Raw genomic sequence first — 16,712 nt, 5'->3', positions numbered from 1 at the left:
GAGCTGGGAAGGGGTGCAAATATTTGCACCAATATAGTGCGCATGGCTTGGGCGACGTTAGAAGAACGGCAGGATGCTGCTTTTTTCTTCTTCAGGTTTTTCGGCGAGGGGGCATTCGGGGCGTTGGCCGTAATCGGCGATGGCGCAGGGTTTGATGCGGCGCTTCTGCGCCAGGGATATGCGCTGCATATGAAAGGGCTGGTTGGCAGTGCGTTCGACGATGCGCCCTTGCTCATCGAGGATTTCCACCGCCAGGTGATGGGTGCCGCGATCGATGTTGCCCAGGGCAAACACCGGGCTCGGCCCAGATGCTCCCGTCGGTTGGCCATCGAGCAGCAGGCGGTAGCGGTGGCCTTTTTGCAGTCCGGGTTCGCTGGTGGCGGTGACGATCAGTTCGCCTGCAGTGCTACGTATCGTGGCGTCCGGCTCGGGAATCAATAGCCGGAGCATTTCGTAACGGAATCGCGGCTGGGGTGGGTCTTCGGAGGCCGGTGCCGAGGATGTGCCCGGCGGCGTCGGCATTCGGTTGCCGGGCGGCAGTTGGACTTTCTTCGCGTTGCCTGGGCGTGGCTGGTCGGTGAAGACGCGATTGCCTTGGGCATCGATGTAGGTATAGACCTGTGCCAGCGCCGGTAGCGTGGTCATCGACAGGGCCAGTGCGAGCCACCAGCGGCTCATGGCTGGTGTACCCGCTGCACGGTGAAGACGATGGTTTCGCTCTGCTGCACGAGGCGGTCCCCGTCGATGACTTGCACGGCCAGGCTGTGCTCGCCGCGATCGATATTCACCAATTGCAGGCGCGGCACGTTGCTCGGCTGGCCGTAGGGTTGGCCGTCCAATACCAACCGGAACTGCTGGGGGCTGCGCAGGCGCGGTTGGGCCTGGACGCCAACGGTGAAGGTGCCGTTATTGGCGCGCAGGGCCTCTTCGGTGGGGATGTCCGTCAACTCCAGCGTTTCGTAGGCATTGCCTGGCGCGTCCCGCTCCGCCGGCGCAGTCGGTTTCTCCTGGCCGGCGGGGGGCTGGCGTTCGATGCTGTTGAGCGGTGGCAAGTCCATCGTCTGGGCCGGTACGCCTTGTGGCGGCTGGTTGCTGTAGGCGGTGTTGCCCTCGGCATCGGTGTACTTGTAAATCTGTGCGGTGGTGGGCAGTGCCAGCAGCCACAACAGCAGGATTGAAAAACCGCGACCCATGGAAAACCGACCGAGAACGAAAAGTGATGGGTTGCAGCATAGGTCAGGTGAAGCGGTTGGCCCAAGTTGTTGCGCTCGCCCCTTGCTCGCAAGCTCAAGGGGTGAGGTGTGTTGCTCTAGCCTTTGAACACGCACAACTCTGCGGTTGCCCGGACCAGCGCCAGCTGGCGCAGCGGTTCCTTGCGGCCGTCGTGGGTGGCCTGGGCCAGCCATTGCGGGCATTGCGGGTCGGTGCGGTAGGGGGTGAAATCGGCCAGTTGTTGCAGCAGGCGTTTTTGCAGTTGGTCCAGTTGCGGGCGGATCTGGCCTACCAGGTCCGGGCGCGGGAAATCCGGGGCCTTGCCTTGCAGGTGCCAGTCAGACAGCCGGGCATACTGCACCAGTTTGTTGGCTTCTATTTGCGCGGCGAAGAACGCTTCCACGGCTTCAGCGGTCAGTTTGTAGGTGGGGGCCTGAGTGACGGCGGCAGCGATCACCTCGCGTTCGCGCTGGCGGTCTTCCACAGGTTTGTGGCTGTCCCATTTGCTCAGGGCCACTTGGTCGGCAATGGCCAGGCGTTCATCGATGGTGCCCAGCAGCGGGGCAAGGGTGGCGGGGGTGGAGGCTGCCTCGGCGGCGCTGGCCAGCAGCGTGGCAGATAGGGCCAGGCAGAGTTTCAAGTGCAAGGTCATGGGCAAGTCTCGTCTTCCTTGTGGGGGCGGCGAGCATCATGCACCCAACGGGCGCCCATGAAAAAGGCCTCCCGAAGGAGGCCTCTTTTTTTCACGCCGTGCGTGGCGGCGCTACTGGATCAGCAGCTGTAGTACAGCTCGTATTCCAGTGGGTGTACGAAGGTGCGAACCTTGATTTCTTCTTCGCTTTTCAGTGCGATGTAAGCGTCGATGAAGTCATCGCTGAATACGCCGCCCTTGGTCAGGAACGCACGGCCCTTGTCCAGCTCTTCCAGGGCTTCTTTCAGGCTACCGCACACCTGTGGGATTTCCTTGGCCTCTTCAGGCGGCAGGTCATACAGGTTTTTGTCAGCTGCATCGCCAGGGTGGATCTTGTTCTGGATACCGTCCAGGCCGGCCATCATCAGTGCAGCGAAGGCCAGGTATGGGTTGGCAGCCGGATCCGGGAAGCGTGCTTCGATACGGCGGGCTTTAGGGCTGTTCACGTATGGGATACGGATCGAGGCGGAGCGGTTGCGAGCCGAGTAGGCCAGCATGACCGGCGCTTCGAAGCCTGGCACCAGACGCTTGTAGGAGTTGGTCGACGGGTTGGTGAAGCCGTTCAGGGCCTTACCGTGCTTGATGATGCCGCCGATGAAGTACAGGGCGGTGTCCGACAGGCCGGCATAACCTTCGCCTGCGAAGGTGTTCTTGCCGTCCTTGGAGATCGACACGTGAACGTGCATGCCCGAACCGTTGTCACCGTACAGTGGCTTCGGCATGAAGGTCGCGGTGCGGCCGTAGGCGTCGGCAACGTTGTGTACGCAGTACTTCAGGGTCTGGACTTCGTCAGCCTTCTTGACCAGCGTGTTGAACTTCACGCCGATTTCGTTCTGGCCGGCAGTCGCCACTTCGTGGTGGTGAACTTCGACGGTCTGGCCCATTTCTTCCAGTGCGTTGCACATGGAGGTACGGATTTCGTGGTCGAAGTCGAACGGTGGAACCGGGAAGTAACCACCTTTGATACCTGGACGGTGACCCTTGTTACCGCCTTCCACGTCCTGGTCGGACATCCACGAGCCTTGCTCGGAGAAAATCTTGAACATCGAACCGGAGATGTCGGACTTGAACTTGACCGAGTCGAAGATGAAGAACTCAGGCTCAGGACCGAAGAAAGCGGTGTCGCCGATACCGGTGGACTTCAGGTATTCCTCGGCGCGGTGGGCGATGGCGCGTGGGTCGCGGTCATAGCCTTGCATGGTGGACGGTTCGATGATGTCGCAGACCAGGATCAGGGTCGGCTCTTCGGTGAACGGGTCCAGGACGGCGGTTTCGTCGTCCGGCATCAGGATCATGTCGGAGGCTTCGATGCCTTTCCAGCCAGAGATGGAGGAACCGTCGAACATCTTGCCGATTTCGAAGAAATCGTCATCCAGTGCATCACGGGCCGGCATGGTCACGTGATGTTGAGTGCCTTTGGTGTCAGTGAAGCGCAGATCAATCCACTTGACGTCATGATCTTTGATGAGTTGAACCGACTTCGACATATGTCCTCCGGGTGGCTTCGGGCGGTAATGGTGTGCCCTACGATAAGTGATGCCGGCGCGAATACTCTGCCAAGGCAACCTGCCTCACAAGGGAGCAATTTGCATGCCAGTGCCCCAGCATGGGTGTTTTGCACCAAATCCACGCTCTTGGAGGGTAGGTATAGCGGATTGTCGAACAATTGCGCACCGCAATGTGGCGCGAAAATACGGTTATGACCTGTTTTGGTGCATCCAAAACCATCTGCACATTAATTGGTCAAACCTTGAGCAATTTCCGCTATAATCCGCGCCCCCCTTTTTCGGCTGGCCGTTCGCGCGCTGTTTTTCATGAAACTAATCGTAAAAGTCTTCCCCGAGATCACCATCAAGAGCCGCCCGGTCCGGATGCGTTTCATCCGCCAGTTGGCCAAGAACATCCGTGCCGTGCTCCGTGATCTGGACCCGGTCGTGGTGGTGAACGGCGTGTGGGACAACCTCGAGCTGGAAACCCGGGTCAGCGAACCCCGGATCCTGAAGGAGATGACCGAGCGCTTGGCCTGTATGCCGGGCATTGCGCATTTCCTCCAGGTCGATGAATACCCGTTGGGGGATTTCGACGACATCCTCGCCAAATGCATGCTTCATTATGGCGACGCCCTGGCCGGCAAGATTTTCTCGGTGCGTTGCAAGCGCGCTGGCAAGCATCCCTTCAGTTCGATGGACGTGGAGAAATACGTCGGCAGCCAGATGCGCCGGCAATGCGGCGCAGCCGGTATTTCCCTCAAAGACCCGGAAATCGAAGTGCGCATCGAAGTTCGCGACCAGCGGCTGTTCGTGATCCATAGCCAGTACAACGGCATTGGTGGCTATCCGCTGGGCTCGCTGGAACAAACCCTGGTTCTGATGTCCGGGGGCTTCGACTCCACGGTGGCGGCCTACCAGATCATGCGGCGCGGGCTGATGGCTCACTTCTGCTTCTTCAATCTGGGTGGGCGTGCCCATGAATTGGGCGTGATGGAAGTGGCGCACTTCATCTGGAAGAAGTACGGCAGTTCCCAGCGCGTGTTATTTGTGAGCGTACCGTTCGAAGAAGTCCTGGGCGAGATCCTCGGCAAAGTCGATGACAGTCATATGGGCGTCATCTTGAAGCGTATGATGTTGCGTGCCGCGTCCAGTATCGCCGAGCGCCTACACATCGATGCGTTGGTGACCGGCGAGGCGATCTCCCAGGTATCGAGCCAGACGCTGCCCAACTTGTCGGTGATCGACTGCGTCACTGAAAAACTGGTATTGCGCCCACTGATCGCCAGCCACAAGCAGGACATCATCGACACTGCCGACAAGATCGGCACCGGTGATTTTGCCCGGCACATGCCGGAGTACTGCGGGGTCATCTCGGTCAATCCGAAGACGGCGGCCAAGCGCGGGCGTGTAGAGCACGAAGAGAAAGAATTCGACATGGCGGTGCTCGAGCGTGCGCTGGAGAACGCCAGGCTGGTGCCGATCGATCGGGTGATCGACGAATTGGGCCAGGATTTGCAGATTGAAGAAGTCGGCGAAGCGCTCGCCGGTCAGATCATCATCGACATCCGTCACCCGGACGATGCTGAAGATGACCCGCTGAGCGTCGCCGGTGTCGAAGTGAAAACGATGCCGTTCTATACAGTGAACGCGCGTTTCAAGGAACTGGACCCTACTCGCCAGTACCTGCTGTATTGCGACAAAGGCGTGATGAGTCGCCTGCATGCCCACCATTTGCTCAGTGAGGGGCATGCCAATGTGCGCGTTTATCGACCGAGCTAAGTGCCCGGGGCTGTTTGCCTGTGGCCTGCGTCACCGGCCCCCCGACGCCGCCGGCAGGCTGTAACGGCTTGTCGGACTCAACGTAAATCGCTGCCACGACCTGTCAGCACACCGAATCCTCTGATCGAGATACACAAGTGATCGAAAATCTACGCAACATCGCCATCATTGCCCACGTTGACCATGGTAAGACCACCCTGGTAGACAAACTCTTGCGTCAATCCGGCACCCTGGAGCGCAACGAGCTCAACGACGAGCGCGTGATGGACTCCAACGACCAGGAAAAAGAGCGCGGCATTACCATCCTGGCCAAAAACACCGCCATCAACTGGAACGGCTACCACATCAACATCGTGGACACCCCCGGCCACGCCGACTTCGGCGGTGAAGTAGAGCGCGTGATGTCGATGGTCGACTCCGTACTGCTGCTGGTCGACGCCCAGGACGGCCCGATGCCGCAAACCCGCTTCGTGACCAAGAAGGCGTTCGAAGCCGGCCTCAAGCCAATCGTCGTGATCAACAAGGTCGACCGTCCGGGCGCGCGTCCTGACTGGGTCCTGGACCAGATCTTCGACCTGTTCGACAACCTCGGTGCCACCGACGAACAACTGGACTTCCAGGTCGTCTACGCCTCGGCCCTGAACGGCATCGCCGGTCTGGACCACACCGCCATGGCCGAAGACATGACCCCGCTGTACCAGTCGATCGTCGACAACGTACCGGCGCCTGCCGTTGACCGTGACGGTCCGTTCCAGATGCAGATCTCGGCCCTGGACTACAACAGCTTCCTGGGTGTGATCGGTGTTGGCCGTATCGCCCGTGGTCGCGTCAAGCCGAACACCCCGGTCGTCGCCATCGACACCGAAGGCAAGAAGCGCAACGGTCGTATCCTCAAGCTGATGGGCCACCACGGCCTGCACCGTGTGGACGTTGAAGAAGCCGCTGCCGGCGACATCGTCTGCATCAGCGGTTTCGAAGAGCTGTTCATCTCCGACACCCTGTGCGACCCGACCGTTGTCGAGGCGATGAAGCCGCTGACCGTCGACGAGCCAACCGTTTCCATGACCTTCCAGGTCAACGACTCGCCATTCTGCGGTAAGGAAGGCAAGTTCGTGACCAGCCGTAACATCAAGGAGCGTCTGGACAAGGAACTGCTCTACAACGTTGCACTGCGCGTTGAAGAAGGCGACTCGGCCGACAAGTTCAAGGTTTCCGGTCGCGGTGAGCTGCACCTGTCGGTTCTGATCGAAACCATGCGCCGTGAAGGCTTCGAGATGGCCGTGGGCCGTCCTGAAGTGATCATCCGCGAAGTCAACGGCACCAAGCAGGAACCGTACGAAAACGTCACCATCGACATCCCTGAAGAATCCCAGGGCAAGGTCATGGAAGAGATGGGCCTGCGTAAGGGCGACCTGACCAACATGGCGCCGGATGGCAAGGGCCGTGTGCGCCTGGAGTACAACATCCCGGCTCGTGGCCTGATCGGTTTCCGTAACCAGTTCCTGACCCTGACCAACGGCGCAGGCATCCTGACCTCGATCTTCGATCGCTACGACACCATGAAGTCCGGCCACATGTCCGGCCGTCAGAACGGTGTACTGGTATCGGTAGAAACCGGCAAGGCGCTGACCTACTCCCTGGAAACCCTCCAGGCGCGTGGCAAGCTGTTCGTCGAGCACGGCCAGGAAATCTACAACGGCCAGATCGTCGGTCTGAACAGCCGTGACAACGACCTGGGCGTCAACCCTACCAAGGGCAAGAAGCTCGACAACATGCGTGCTTCGGGCAAAGACGAAACCATCGCCCTGGTTCCACCTGTTCGCTTCACCCTGGAACAGGCCCTGGAATTCATCCAGGACGATGAATTGTGCGAAGTGACGCCGAAGTCGATCCGCCTGCGCAAGAAGATCCTGGACGAAGGCGAGCGTACCCGCGCTGCCAAGAAAGCCAAGAACTGATTGTTCTAGCCGCTGAATGAAAACGCCCCCGGTCGTGAGATCGGGGGCGTTTTTTTTTTTTATGCCCGGGATTTACAGGGGCTATCAGGGGCTGTGGCGAGACGCCGATCAGAACCGGTCCAGCGTCCTTGGATTACGCTCGCGCTCCACTTCCTTGGGCTTGTAGGCGCAGTAGCCAGGCCGTGGGCCCACCCGTGGATGGTTGCGGCAGGTGTCGGGGCGTTTATCGTAAATGGTGCACAAGCGGCTTTTGCGGTCCAGATACAGGCAATCGTTGTTGCTCATGCGCTGGAGCGTGAAGATTTCCGACTTCTGGTTGTAGCGCTCGACGATCCCTTCTTTTTGCAGGCGCTTGGCGATGTTCTTCGGCGGGTCGCCCAGTTCGAATTCATCGACGATACCGATCCGGATCAGGTCCTTGATCTTGACCTCCACCGGCAGCGTGCAGCAGCTCGACACGCAGGAACCGCACATCGGGGCGGAATATTTGGCCCAGGTCTCGAGTCGGTCGATTTCCGCGGCGGCGATCAGGTTGGGCTTCATCATCGGTATTTACCTGCATGCCTCAGGGCGCGCGATCATACCGGGACGGGTGAAATTTTGAACGACCATCCGCCGGTTTTTTTCGTCCTCGCCAACTTCTCCCGAATCGGCACGGCCCCTGCATTCATCCGACCATCTGGCAAATCCACCGAACCAAGAGCCTGTACCGTCTGTCAGACCGTCTAGGCTCAGACAATTCCATGTTCGTTCGAGGTCTCATCAATGACTCAAGAACCTCTTGTTCGCGAAGCTGAAGTCGCTGCATTTCGCGATGCGGTGTTGACCAAGCTCACCTACGCCGTCGGCAAGGACCCTGATCATGCGTTCGATCACGACTGGTTCGAAGCCATTGCCCTTGCCGCCCGCGACCACATGGTCGAGCACTGGATGGATCACACGCGACAGATCTACCGCAAAGGCCAGAAGCGCGTTTATTACCTTTCCCTGGAATTCCTCATCGGACGCCTGCTCTATGACAGCTTGAGCAACCTCGGTCTGCTGGACACCGCCCGCGAGGCCCTGACCGAGCTGGGCGTCGACCTGGAGCGCATCCGCCTGCTCGAGCCCGACGCGGCGCTGGGCAACGGTGGCCTCGGCCGGCTGGCGGCGTGCTTCATGGAAAGCATGTCGACCCTGGGCATTGCCGGCCATGGCTACGGCATTCGCTATGAACACGGCCTGTTTCGCCAGGCGATCGTCGATGGCTGGCAGCAGGAGCAGACCGAGCACTGGCTGGACTTTGGCAACCCGTGGGAGTTCGAGCGGCCAGAAGTGGCCTACACGATCGGGTTTGGCGGCGGCGTCGAAACCGTCACCGATGACACCGGTAAGACCCGCCAGGTCTGGTCGCCGGGCGAAACCGTGCGGGCCATTGCCTACGACACTCCGGTGGTGGGTTGGCGCGGGGCCAGCGTCAACACCCTGCGCCTGTGGCGCGCCCGGGCCATGGAAGAGCTGCACCTGGAACGCTTCAATGCCGGCGACCACTTGGGGGCGGTGGCGGAAGTGGCTCGGGCTGAAAGCATCTCCCGCGTGTTGTACCCGGCCGACAGCAACGAGGCCGGCCAGGAGTTGCGTCTGCGCCAGGAATATTTCTTCGTCTCCGCTTCGTTGCAGGATTTGTTGCGCCGCCATCGCAACATGCACAGCTCGGTGCTGACCCTGGGCGATCACGCCGCGATCCAGCTCAACGACACCCACCCGTCCATCGCCGTGGCCGAATTGATGCGCCAGTTGGTGGACGTCTACGACGTGGCGTGGGACGCCGCGTGGCAGATCACCCAGGACACGCTTTCCTACACCAACCACACACTGCTGCCCGAAGCTTTGGAAACCTGGCCGGTGGGATTGATGGAGCGCATGCTGCCGCGGCACATGCAGATCATCTACCTGATCAACGCCCAGCACATCGACTCGCTGCGGGCCAAGGGCGTGCATGATTTCCACGTGTTGCGCTCGGTGTCGCTGATCGAAGAGGACAACGGTCGCCGGGTGCGCATGGGCAACCTGGCGTTCCTGGGCTCCCACAGCGTCAATGGCGTGTCCGGCCTGCACACGCAACTGATGCGCAGCACGGTGTTCGCCGAGCTGCACAAGCTCTATCCGGAGCGGATCAACAACAAGACCAACGGCGTCACCTTCCGACGCTGGCTGTTCCAGGCCAACGCCGAACTGACGTCGATGTTGGTCGATGCCCTGGGCCCGAGCGTGCTCGACAGTCCCGAGGAGCGCTTGATCGAGCTGGAGCCGTTTGCTGAGAAGCCGGCGTTCCGCAAGCTGTTCGCCGAGCAGCGCCTGCACAGCAAGAAGGCGCTGGCGTATCTGATCCACGAACGGTTGGGCATCGCCGTGAATCCGGCGGCGATGTTCGACGTGCAGGTCAAACGGATCCACGAGTACAAGCGCCAATTGCTCAACCTGATGCACACGGTGGCACTGTACCAGGCGATCCGCGCCGAACCGGAAGTGGACTGGGTGCCGCGGGTGAAGATCTTCGCCGGCAAGGCCGCCGCCAGTTATCACCAGGCCAAGCTGATCATCAAGCTGACCAACGACATCGCCCGGGTGGTGAACAACGACCCGACCGTGCGCGGCCTGCTCAAAGTGGTGTTCCTGCCCAACTACAACGTCAGCCTGGCCGAAAGCATCATCCCGGCGGCGGACCTGTCGGAGCAGATCTCCACGGCCGGTTTCGAGGCCTCGGGCACCAGCAACATGAAGTTCGGCCTCAACGGCGCGCTGACCATCGGCACCATGGACGGCGCCAACGTGGAGATGCACGAGCGCGTGGGCGGCGAGCATATGTTCATCTTTGGCCTGACGGCGGAGCAGGTGGAGGCTCGCAAGCAGAACGGCGAGTTCAGCGCCGCGCCGGACATCGCCGCGTCCCATCGCCTCAACGATGTGTTACAGGCCATTCGCGGCGGGGTGTTCTCGCCGGATGATCCGATGCGCTACGCCGGGCTGGTGGATTCGCTGGTGGACTATGACCGCTTCCTGGTCTGCGCCGACTTCGACGCGTATTGGCACGCCCAGGCCAGGGTCGAAGAGCGCTGGCATGATCCCAAGCAGTGGTGGCGTTCAGCGGTACTGAACACGGCGCGCATGGGCTGGTTCTCCTCGGACCGGACCATCCGCGAGTACGCCACCGACATCTGGAAAGCGCTGGAGTAGGCCCTGAAGTAAGCCCTGAAGGCCCTGAAGTAAGGCGGCTGCTACAAGAAATGTGAGCCAAGCCCAACGGCGGTTGGGCTTCGTCGATATACTAGGCAACAGTTTCGCCGGGCGCCGCATCACCCCCGGTTCTGCCCGCAACGGGCCGCTTAGGGATATCGACCATGCAATGGATCTTGACGCTGTTGGGCCTGGCACTCGGCTGGGTGGTGGATGAGTCGTTCGCCGATGCGCTGATAGGCGCGCTGGTGGGGCTTGGCATCGCCCAGGCGTTTCGGCTGGGCCGCCTCGACGCCCAAGCCGTCAAGCAACAGGCCCTTTTGCAAACGACCCAGGAGAGCCTGGTCACACTGCAGGCGCGGCTGGCCGTGCTCGAACGCGGTACGGTCGCCGCTCCGAATGAGCCGCCGCCAGCCGCCGAAACTGTCGTGGCCCCAGCGCCGGAGCCCGAGGTTCGCGCCGAACCGGAGCCCGAACTCGTCTGGGAGTTGCCGCCAGAGCTTGAGCCCGTTCCGGCGCTGGCCGCACACGCGAGCCAGCCTCTGCCCGAGACCATCTGGCGTGCGGAGTCCGTGGTTTCCACGCCGCTCGCCGATGAGCCGGCCCCGACGGAGCCGCGGGCCCCGAAGGGTCCGAATTTTTTCGATCGTGCACTGATAGGCGCCCGCGACTGGCTGTTCGGCGGCAACACGGTGCTGCGGGTCGGCGTGGTGTTGTTGTTCCTCGGCCTGGCATTTTTGCTGCGTTATGCCACCGAAGGCATGGTGGTGCCGATCGAGTTGCGTTACGCCGGCGTCGCGGCCAGTGCGTTGGGCCTGCTGGGCCTGGGCTGGTGGTTGCGCCAACGTAACGGTTATTTTGCATTGATGCTCCAGGGCACCGGGATCGCGGTGCTGTACCTGACCGTGTTCGCCGCCATGCGCCTGCATCCGTTGCTCGACTCGAAAGCGGCCCTGGGCCTGCTGGTGGCGGTCACCGTGTTCTCGGCGATCCTGGCGGTGACCCAGAACGCCCTGGGCCTGGCCGCAGCGGCGGCGCTCGGCGGGTTTGCCGCGCCGATCCTGACCTCCACCGGCAGCGGCAACCACGTCGCGCTGTTCAGCTATTTCATCCTGCTCAACGCCGGCATTCTCGCCATCGCCTGGTTCAAGGCCTGGCGCCTGCTCAACCTGATCGGCTTTGTCGGTACTTTCGGCATCGGTTTCGCCTGGGGGCTGCGCTCCTATAGGCCAGAATTGCTCTGGAGCACCGAACCGTTCCTGATCCTGTTCTTCCTCATTTACCTGGCGATCGGCCTGCTGTTCACCCGGCGCAAGTTGTTGGAAACGAGCGATACGCTTGAAGACGCCAGCCGTGAGGCGCTGTTGCGTTGGTCGGCGCGCCAGGGCGACTACGTGGACGGCACGATGTTGTTCGGCCCGCCGCTGGTGGGCTTCGGCTTGCAGTTCGCATTGGTGCAGCACTTCGAATTCGCCGCAGCATTCAGCGCCCTGGCCCTGGGCGTGCTCTACATGGGCCTGGCGCGCATTTTGATGGGCGGTCGCGCCTTGCTGCTGGCCGAAACCTGCCTCGCCCTGGGGGTGATCTTCGCCAGCCTGGCGATTCCGTTGGGCCTGGATGCCCGCTGGACTTCGGCGGCCTGGGCCGTGGAGGGCGCCGGGATCTTCTGGTTGGGTCTGCGTCAGCGGCGACCTCTCGCCCGGGCTTTTGCCTTGTTGCTGCAACTGGGCTCGGCACTGGCCTTTATCAGTGGGCTGCGGCCTGGCGAAGGCAGCCTGCTCGACGGCGCGCCGTTGGGCGCCCTGATGCTAGGCATCGCCTTGCTGTTTACCTTCGACCAACTGCGCCGGGCCGCACCGGAGCATTCTTCGAACTGGGAGCGCCAGGGGTTGCCGGTGCTGGCGGTCCTGGGTCTGGGTTTCCTGTATTTGCTGGCTCCGCTGTTTTTCTTCACCCACGTCACCGCGATCGCCTGGGCCCTGGCCGGCCTGGCGACCCTGTTTGTCGGCCTGCGCCTGCAATCGCGCACGTTCCTGTTCACTGCGTTCGCCGTGCAATTGTTAGGTGGCGCGTTGTTCCTGCTGCGCTTGCAAAGCAATGCGGGCGATTCGGCGGCGGTACTCAGCGCCGGCTGGAACGGTTTGCTCAGTGCCTCGCTGATCGGCCTGGCATTGATCGGCGGCATGCTGTTGGCGGCGCGCGACGACATGGTGCGCAATGACGTTCGCTTGTTGCGCGGCCTGTCGGTGGTGTTGCTGGCGGGGCTGGTGCTGATCAACCTCGCGGTGTTGTTCGTGCTGCCCTGGCAAACGGCGAGCGGGGTGTGGGCGGCCAGCGGTCTGTTGATCATCTGGCTGAGCCTGTACTTGAAACAGCGCGTGAGTTTCGTCTTCGGCCTGCTGTTGCAACTGCTGGGTGGGGCGGCGTTCCTGGTGGCTGGGCCGGGCCTGTTGGGGGCACTCGACAGTGAAGGGCTGCGGCCACTGGCGCACAACGGGTTCTGGACACCGTTGGTGCTCGGGCTCGCCGCGCTGGTGGGGGCGTGGCGCTTGCAGCGGGGACATGCCGCGGCAGTGTTCGAGGCCTTGAGCTTGCGGCGCTTGTCCGAGCTGCTATTGGTTTGGGGGGCGGGCTGGTGGGCGCTGGCGTGGATCAGCGAAGTGCTGCGCTTTGCCCCGGAAAACCTGCAAGGCGCCTGGCTTCTGGCCCTCGCGGCGATCAGTGTAGCGGTGTGGAGCGTGTTGGCGCTGCGCTTGCAGTGGTCGGCGCTGGGGCTGCTGTGCACCTTGTTGATGCCGGCGGCGGGTTGTGTGCTGGTGGCAACGGGGCACAGTCGCTATCACCCGGCCGCGGATTTCGGCTGGCTGGCCTGGCTGGCGGTGTTCGCGGTGCATTTCCTGTCTCTCAAGCGCCTGGCGCCGATGTTGCCGGCCCAGGTGCGCAGCACCGCCCACGTACTGGGTTGCTGGTTGCTGATGGCGGTGTTGATGCTGGAGTTGCGTTACGGCCTGCTGTTGCTGTCCGAGCAATACAACGCCTGGCGTTGGTTGGCCTGGGCGATCTTGCCGGGCCTTTACCTGGTGCTGATGGCCACGCCGCGTAGCTGGCCGTGGCCGGTCTCGGCGCAACCACGGGAGTATCGTCTCTACGCGGCGGCGCCGATGGCCCTGTTGATGCTCGGTTGGTTCTGGCTGACCAACACCTTCAGCGACGGCACCGCGGAGCCATTGCCTTATGTGCCGTTGCTCAACCCGTTGGAACTGGGCCTGCTGTTTGCTTTGTTCGGTGTCTATGTGTGGGCCCGCAACGCTATGGCGCAATCGACGGGCCGTTGGGCGCGCACCGGCCACATCGCCCAGTCGGTCGCCGGCGTGTCGCTGTTCGCGTTCTTCACCGCCCTGGTGATGCGCAGTGCCCATCAGTGGATGGGCGTGCCGTTCGAGCTGGATGCGCTGCTCGAGTCGATGTTCGTCCAGGCCGGGTTGTCCCTTGTCTGGACCCTGATTGCCCTGGGCCTGATGATCGGCGGTCATTTGCGCCATCGTCGGGACGTGTGGCTGGTCGGCGCGGTGTTGATCGCCGTGGTCGTCGCCAAGTTGTTCTTTGTCGAATTGAGTAACCGTGGCGGTCTGGCGCGGATCGTGTCGTTTATCGGCGTGGGCGTATTGCTGTTGGTGGTGGGCTACTTCGCGCCGCTGCCGCCCAAGCGCCCGGAGACGGTCGCGCAGCAAGAGCCGCCTATGCCTGTCAATGAGGGAGTGTCATCTTGAGTCGCAAGTTGAGTCGCAAGTTGAGTCGCAAGTTGAGTCGCAAGTTGAGTCGGATCGGGCTGGGCGTGGTCGGGTTGTGGGCGGCATGGTCGGCCGTGGCCCAGGAGCAACCGGCGGATTTCACCCATCAGGTGCCGTTGGTCTTGAGTGGCGAGGGGCCGTGGTATCGCTTGCCGTTGCCGCTGGAGGTCCAGTTGCACGCGCGCCAGACCGATCTGAGCGACCTGCGGGTGTTCAACGCCGCCGGCCAGGCCCAGGCCTATGCGTTGCTGCGCGAATCGGCCCAGAGCCGGGAAAACCGCACCCTCACGGAGGTAAAGTGGTTCCCGCTGTACAACGCCGCCGACGATAACGAGCGCGCGCCCAGCGTGCGGGTGCAGTCCAACGCCAACGGCACCCTGGTGGAAGTCCAGCCGTCCAGCCGACTCGAAGCGGGAGAGGAAGAGTTGCGTGGCTGGCTGCTCGATGCCAGCGCGATCAAGGCGCCGTTGCAGCAGTTGATTCTCGATTGGACCAGCGAGCGCGACGGTTTCCAGCGGTTCAGCATCGAAGCCAGCGACGACTTGCAGCATTGGCAGGCGTGGGGCGAAGGGCAAGTGGCGCGGCTGACCTTTGCCGATGAGCGGGTCGAGCAACATGAAGTGAGCCTGCCGGGGCAATCGGCGCGTTATCTGCGCCTGTTGTGGGAGGCTCCTTCCTCCGCGCCCGTGCTGACTTCGGCCCAACTGCAAAGCGCCAGCCGCGAAAGCGTGCCGTTGCCGCTGGTCTGGTCGCAGCCATTGGCCGGCAGTTCGGCCAAGGCGGGCGAATACACCTGGCAATTGCCCATGGGGCTGAACGTCGAACAGGTGCAGGTCGAGCTGAGCCAGGCCAACAGCCTGGCGCCAGTGACCCTGGCCGGTCGGCGCGAAAGCAGCCACCCGTGGCAACCGTTGGGCGGCGGCTTGCTCTACAGGCTGACGCAGAATGGCCAGGACGTGCAGCAGAACCAACTGCAACTGGCCGGCCAGACGGTGCAGCAATTGAAGCTGACGGTGGATGAGCGAGGTGGCGGCCTGGGCGCCGAAGCCCCGGCCTTGCGTTTTGCCGTGCGCCCGACCCAAGTGGTGTTCCTGGCGCGCGGCGAAGGCCCCTACAGCCTGGCGCTGGGCAGCTCGACGGTGAAGGCGGCGAGCCTGCCCTTGACTACGCTGGTGCCCGATTACAAGCCCTCTCGCCTGGCGAAGCTGGGGACGGCGACGGTGAATGCAAGCGCCGCCTCGACTGTGGTGACCAGCACGGCCTCCACGGCTGCGCCGGCCGGCACCCCGTGGAAGAAAATCGGTTTATGGGCGGTATTGCTGGTCAGCGTGCTCGCGCTCGGGGGGATGGCGTTCAGTTTGTTGCGTAAGCCGCCGGTCAAGAATTGAGGCGTCGCCGTCGCGAGCAAGCTCGCTCGCGATCCGGCGTCCGGCCAGCTAAATTCTCAAGCCACCACCACCTTCGTGAACTCAATCCTCCATATCCCGTCTCATAGGAGGAATTAAGTCCCGACTCGCGCTAAACTGCGCGGGTTTTCCGCCCCCTATTCTTCGGAGCCGTCCATGTCCCGCGTTACCTTGAGTCGCTATTTGATTGAGCAGACCCGCAGCAACAATACCCCTGCCGATCTGCGCTTTTTGATCGAAGTGGTGGCGCGTGCGTGCAAAGAAATCAGCCACGCCGTTTCCAAAGGCGCGTTGGGTGGTGTCCTGGGCAGCATGGGCACTGAAAACGTGCAGGGCGAAGTGCAGAAGAAGCTCGACGTGCTGTCCAACGAGATCCTGCTCGAAGCCAACGAGTGGGGCGGTCACCTGGCCGGCATGGCGTCCGAGGAAATGGACAATGCCTACCAGATCCCGGGCAAGTACCCCAAGGGCGCCTACCTGCTGGTATTCGACCCACTGGACGGTTCGTCGAACATCGACATCAACGCGCCGGTCGGTACGATCTTCTCGGTGCTGCGTTGCCCCAACGAATACCTGAGCCAGAACGAAGCCCTGAATGAAAAGGCTTTCCTGCAGCCAGGCACCAAGCAGGTGGCGGCCGGTTATGCCATCTATGGTCCACAGACCATGCTGGTGCTGACCCTGGGCGATGGCGTGAAAGGCTTTACCCTGGACCGTGAAATGGGCAGCTTTGTGCTGACCCATGAGAACATCACCATTCCTGAAAGCACTCAGGAATTCGCCATCAACATGTCCAACCAGCGTCACTGGGAAGCCCCGGTGCAGCGCTACGTCAGCGAGTTGCTGGCGGGTGAAGAAGGGCCGTTGAAGAAGAACTACAACATGCGCTGGGTGGCCGCGATGGTCGCCGACGTACACCGTATCCTGAACCGTGGCGGCCTGTTCATGTACCCACGCGACAGCCGCGAGCCGAACAAACCGGGCAAGCTGCGCCTGATGTACGAAGCCAACCCGATGTCGTTCCTGGTGGAGCAGGCGGGTGGCGCTTCCACCGATGGTCACCAGCGTATCCTCGACATCCAGCCTGAAGGCCTGCACCAGCGCGTGGCGGTGTTCCTCGGTTCGAAGGAAGAAGTTGCCCGCGCCACGGCTTATCACAAGGAATAACC

At 62.1% G+C, this 16,712-nt stretch carries 11 protein-coding genes; 6 read left to right on the top strand and 5 right to left on the bottom strand.

From position 1 onward, the window contains the following. Nucleotides 1-57 precede the first annotated feature (57 nt). The 4 genes from N4Q37_RS23200 to glnA all read right to left on the bottom strand — a co-directional run bounded on the left by N4Q37_RS23200 (nucleotide 58) and on the right by glnA (nucleotide 3,390). Nucleotides 58-678: a DUF4124 domain-containing protein gene (locus tag N4Q37_RS23200; RefSeq protein WP_260962027.1), complete on the bottom strand. Its 621-nt coding sequence runs from the start codon at nucleotides 676-678 to the stop codon at nucleotides 58-60. Beyond that, on the bottom strand, nucleotides 675-1,193 hold the full coding sequence (locus N4Q37_RS23195) for a DUF4124 domain-containing protein (RefSeq protein ID WP_260962025.1): 519 nt from the start codon (nucleotides 1,191-1,193) through the stop codon (nucleotides 675-677). Before N4Q37_RS23195 ends, N4Q37_RS23200 begins: the two co-directional genes overlap by 4 nt. Before the next feature lie 116 nt (nucleotides 1,194-1,309). Next, nucleotides 1,310-1,864, bottom strand: a complete 555-nt coding sequence (locus tag N4Q37_RS23190; RefSeq protein WP_260962024.1) for a chorismate mutase — start codon at nucleotides 1,862-1,864, stop codon at nucleotides 1,310-1,312. A 119-nt stretch (nucleotides 1,865-1,983) separates the two neighbouring features. Next, nucleotides 1,984-3,390, bottom strand: a complete 1,407-nt coding sequence (gene glnA / locus N4Q37_RS23185) for a type I glutamate--ammonia ligase (RefSeq protein ID WP_260962022.1) — start codon at nucleotides 3,388-3,390, stop codon at nucleotides 1,984-1,986. Between the two features lie 327 nt (nucleotides 3,391-3,717). Between glnA and thiI the strand changes: the two genes are divergently transcribed. Then, nucleotides 3,718-5,172: a tRNA uracil 4-sulfurtransferase ThiI gene (gene thiI / locus N4Q37_RS23180; protein ID WP_260962020.1), complete on the top strand. Its 1,455-nt coding sequence runs from the start codon at nucleotides 3,718-3,720 to the stop codon at nucleotides 5,170-5,172. Between the two features lie 137 nt (nucleotides 5,173-5,309). Further along, nucleotides 5,310-7,130: a translational GTPase TypA gene (typA, locus tag N4Q37_RS23175; RefSeq protein ID WP_260962018.1), complete on the top strand. Its 1,821-nt coding sequence runs from the start codon at nucleotides 5,310-5,312 to the stop codon at nucleotides 7,128-7,130. 108 nt (nucleotides 7,131-7,238) lie between these two features. On the opposite strand, the gene N4Q37_RS23170 is transcribed toward typA, so the two are convergent. After that, nucleotides 7,239-7,676, bottom strand: coding sequence for a YkgJ family cysteine cluster protein (locus tag N4Q37_RS23170; RefSeq protein ID WP_260962016.1), 438 nt, complete (start codon nucleotides 7,674-7,676; stop codon nucleotides 7,239-7,241). A 219-nt stretch (nucleotides 7,677-7,895) separates the two neighbouring features. Here N4Q37_RS23170 and N4Q37_RS23165 point away from each other — a divergent pair, with 219 nt between their 5' ends. The 4 genes from N4Q37_RS23165 to N4Q37_RS23150 all read left to right on the top strand — a co-directional run bounded on the left by N4Q37_RS23165 (nucleotide 7,896) and on the right by N4Q37_RS23150 (nucleotide 16,710). Further along, nucleotides 7,896-10,346: a glycogen/starch/alpha-glucan phosphorylase gene (locus N4Q37_RS23165; RefSeq protein ID WP_260962013.1), complete on the top strand. Its 2,451-nt coding sequence runs from the start codon at nucleotides 7,896-7,898 to the stop codon at nucleotides 10,344-10,346. Nucleotides 10,347-10,510: 164 nt separating this feature from the next. Continuing rightward, on the top strand, nucleotides 10,511-14,116 hold the full coding sequence (locus tag N4Q37_RS23160; RefSeq protein ID WP_260962011.1) for a DUF2339 domain-containing protein: 3,606 nt from the start codon (nucleotides 10,511-10,513) through the stop codon (nucleotides 14,114-14,116). 32 nt (nucleotides 14,117-14,148) lie between these two features. Further along, complete coding sequence (locus N4Q37_RS23155) at nucleotides 14,149-15,525, top strand: DUF3999 domain-containing protein (RefSeq protein ID WP_260962095.1); 1,377 nt, start codon at nucleotides 14,149-14,151, stop codon at nucleotides 15,523-15,525. Between the two features lie 174 nt (nucleotides 15,526-15,699). Further along, entirely contained in the window at nucleotides 15,700-16,710 is a 1,011-nt protein-coding gene (locus N4Q37_RS23150) for a class 1 fructose-bisphosphatase (protein ID WP_260962010.1), read from the top strand. The last annotated feature ends 2 nt before the right edge of the window (nucleotides 16,711-16,712 follow it).

It is taken from the genome of Pseudomonas citri, assembly GCF_025336485.1.
Classification (GTDB): Bacteria; Pseudomonadota; Gammaproteobacteria; order Pseudomonadales; family Pseudomonadaceae; genus Aquipseudomonas; species Aquipseudomonas citri.
Note: the sequence above shows the minus strand (reverse complement) of the source record. Positions and strands in the feature narration are given on the sequence as shown.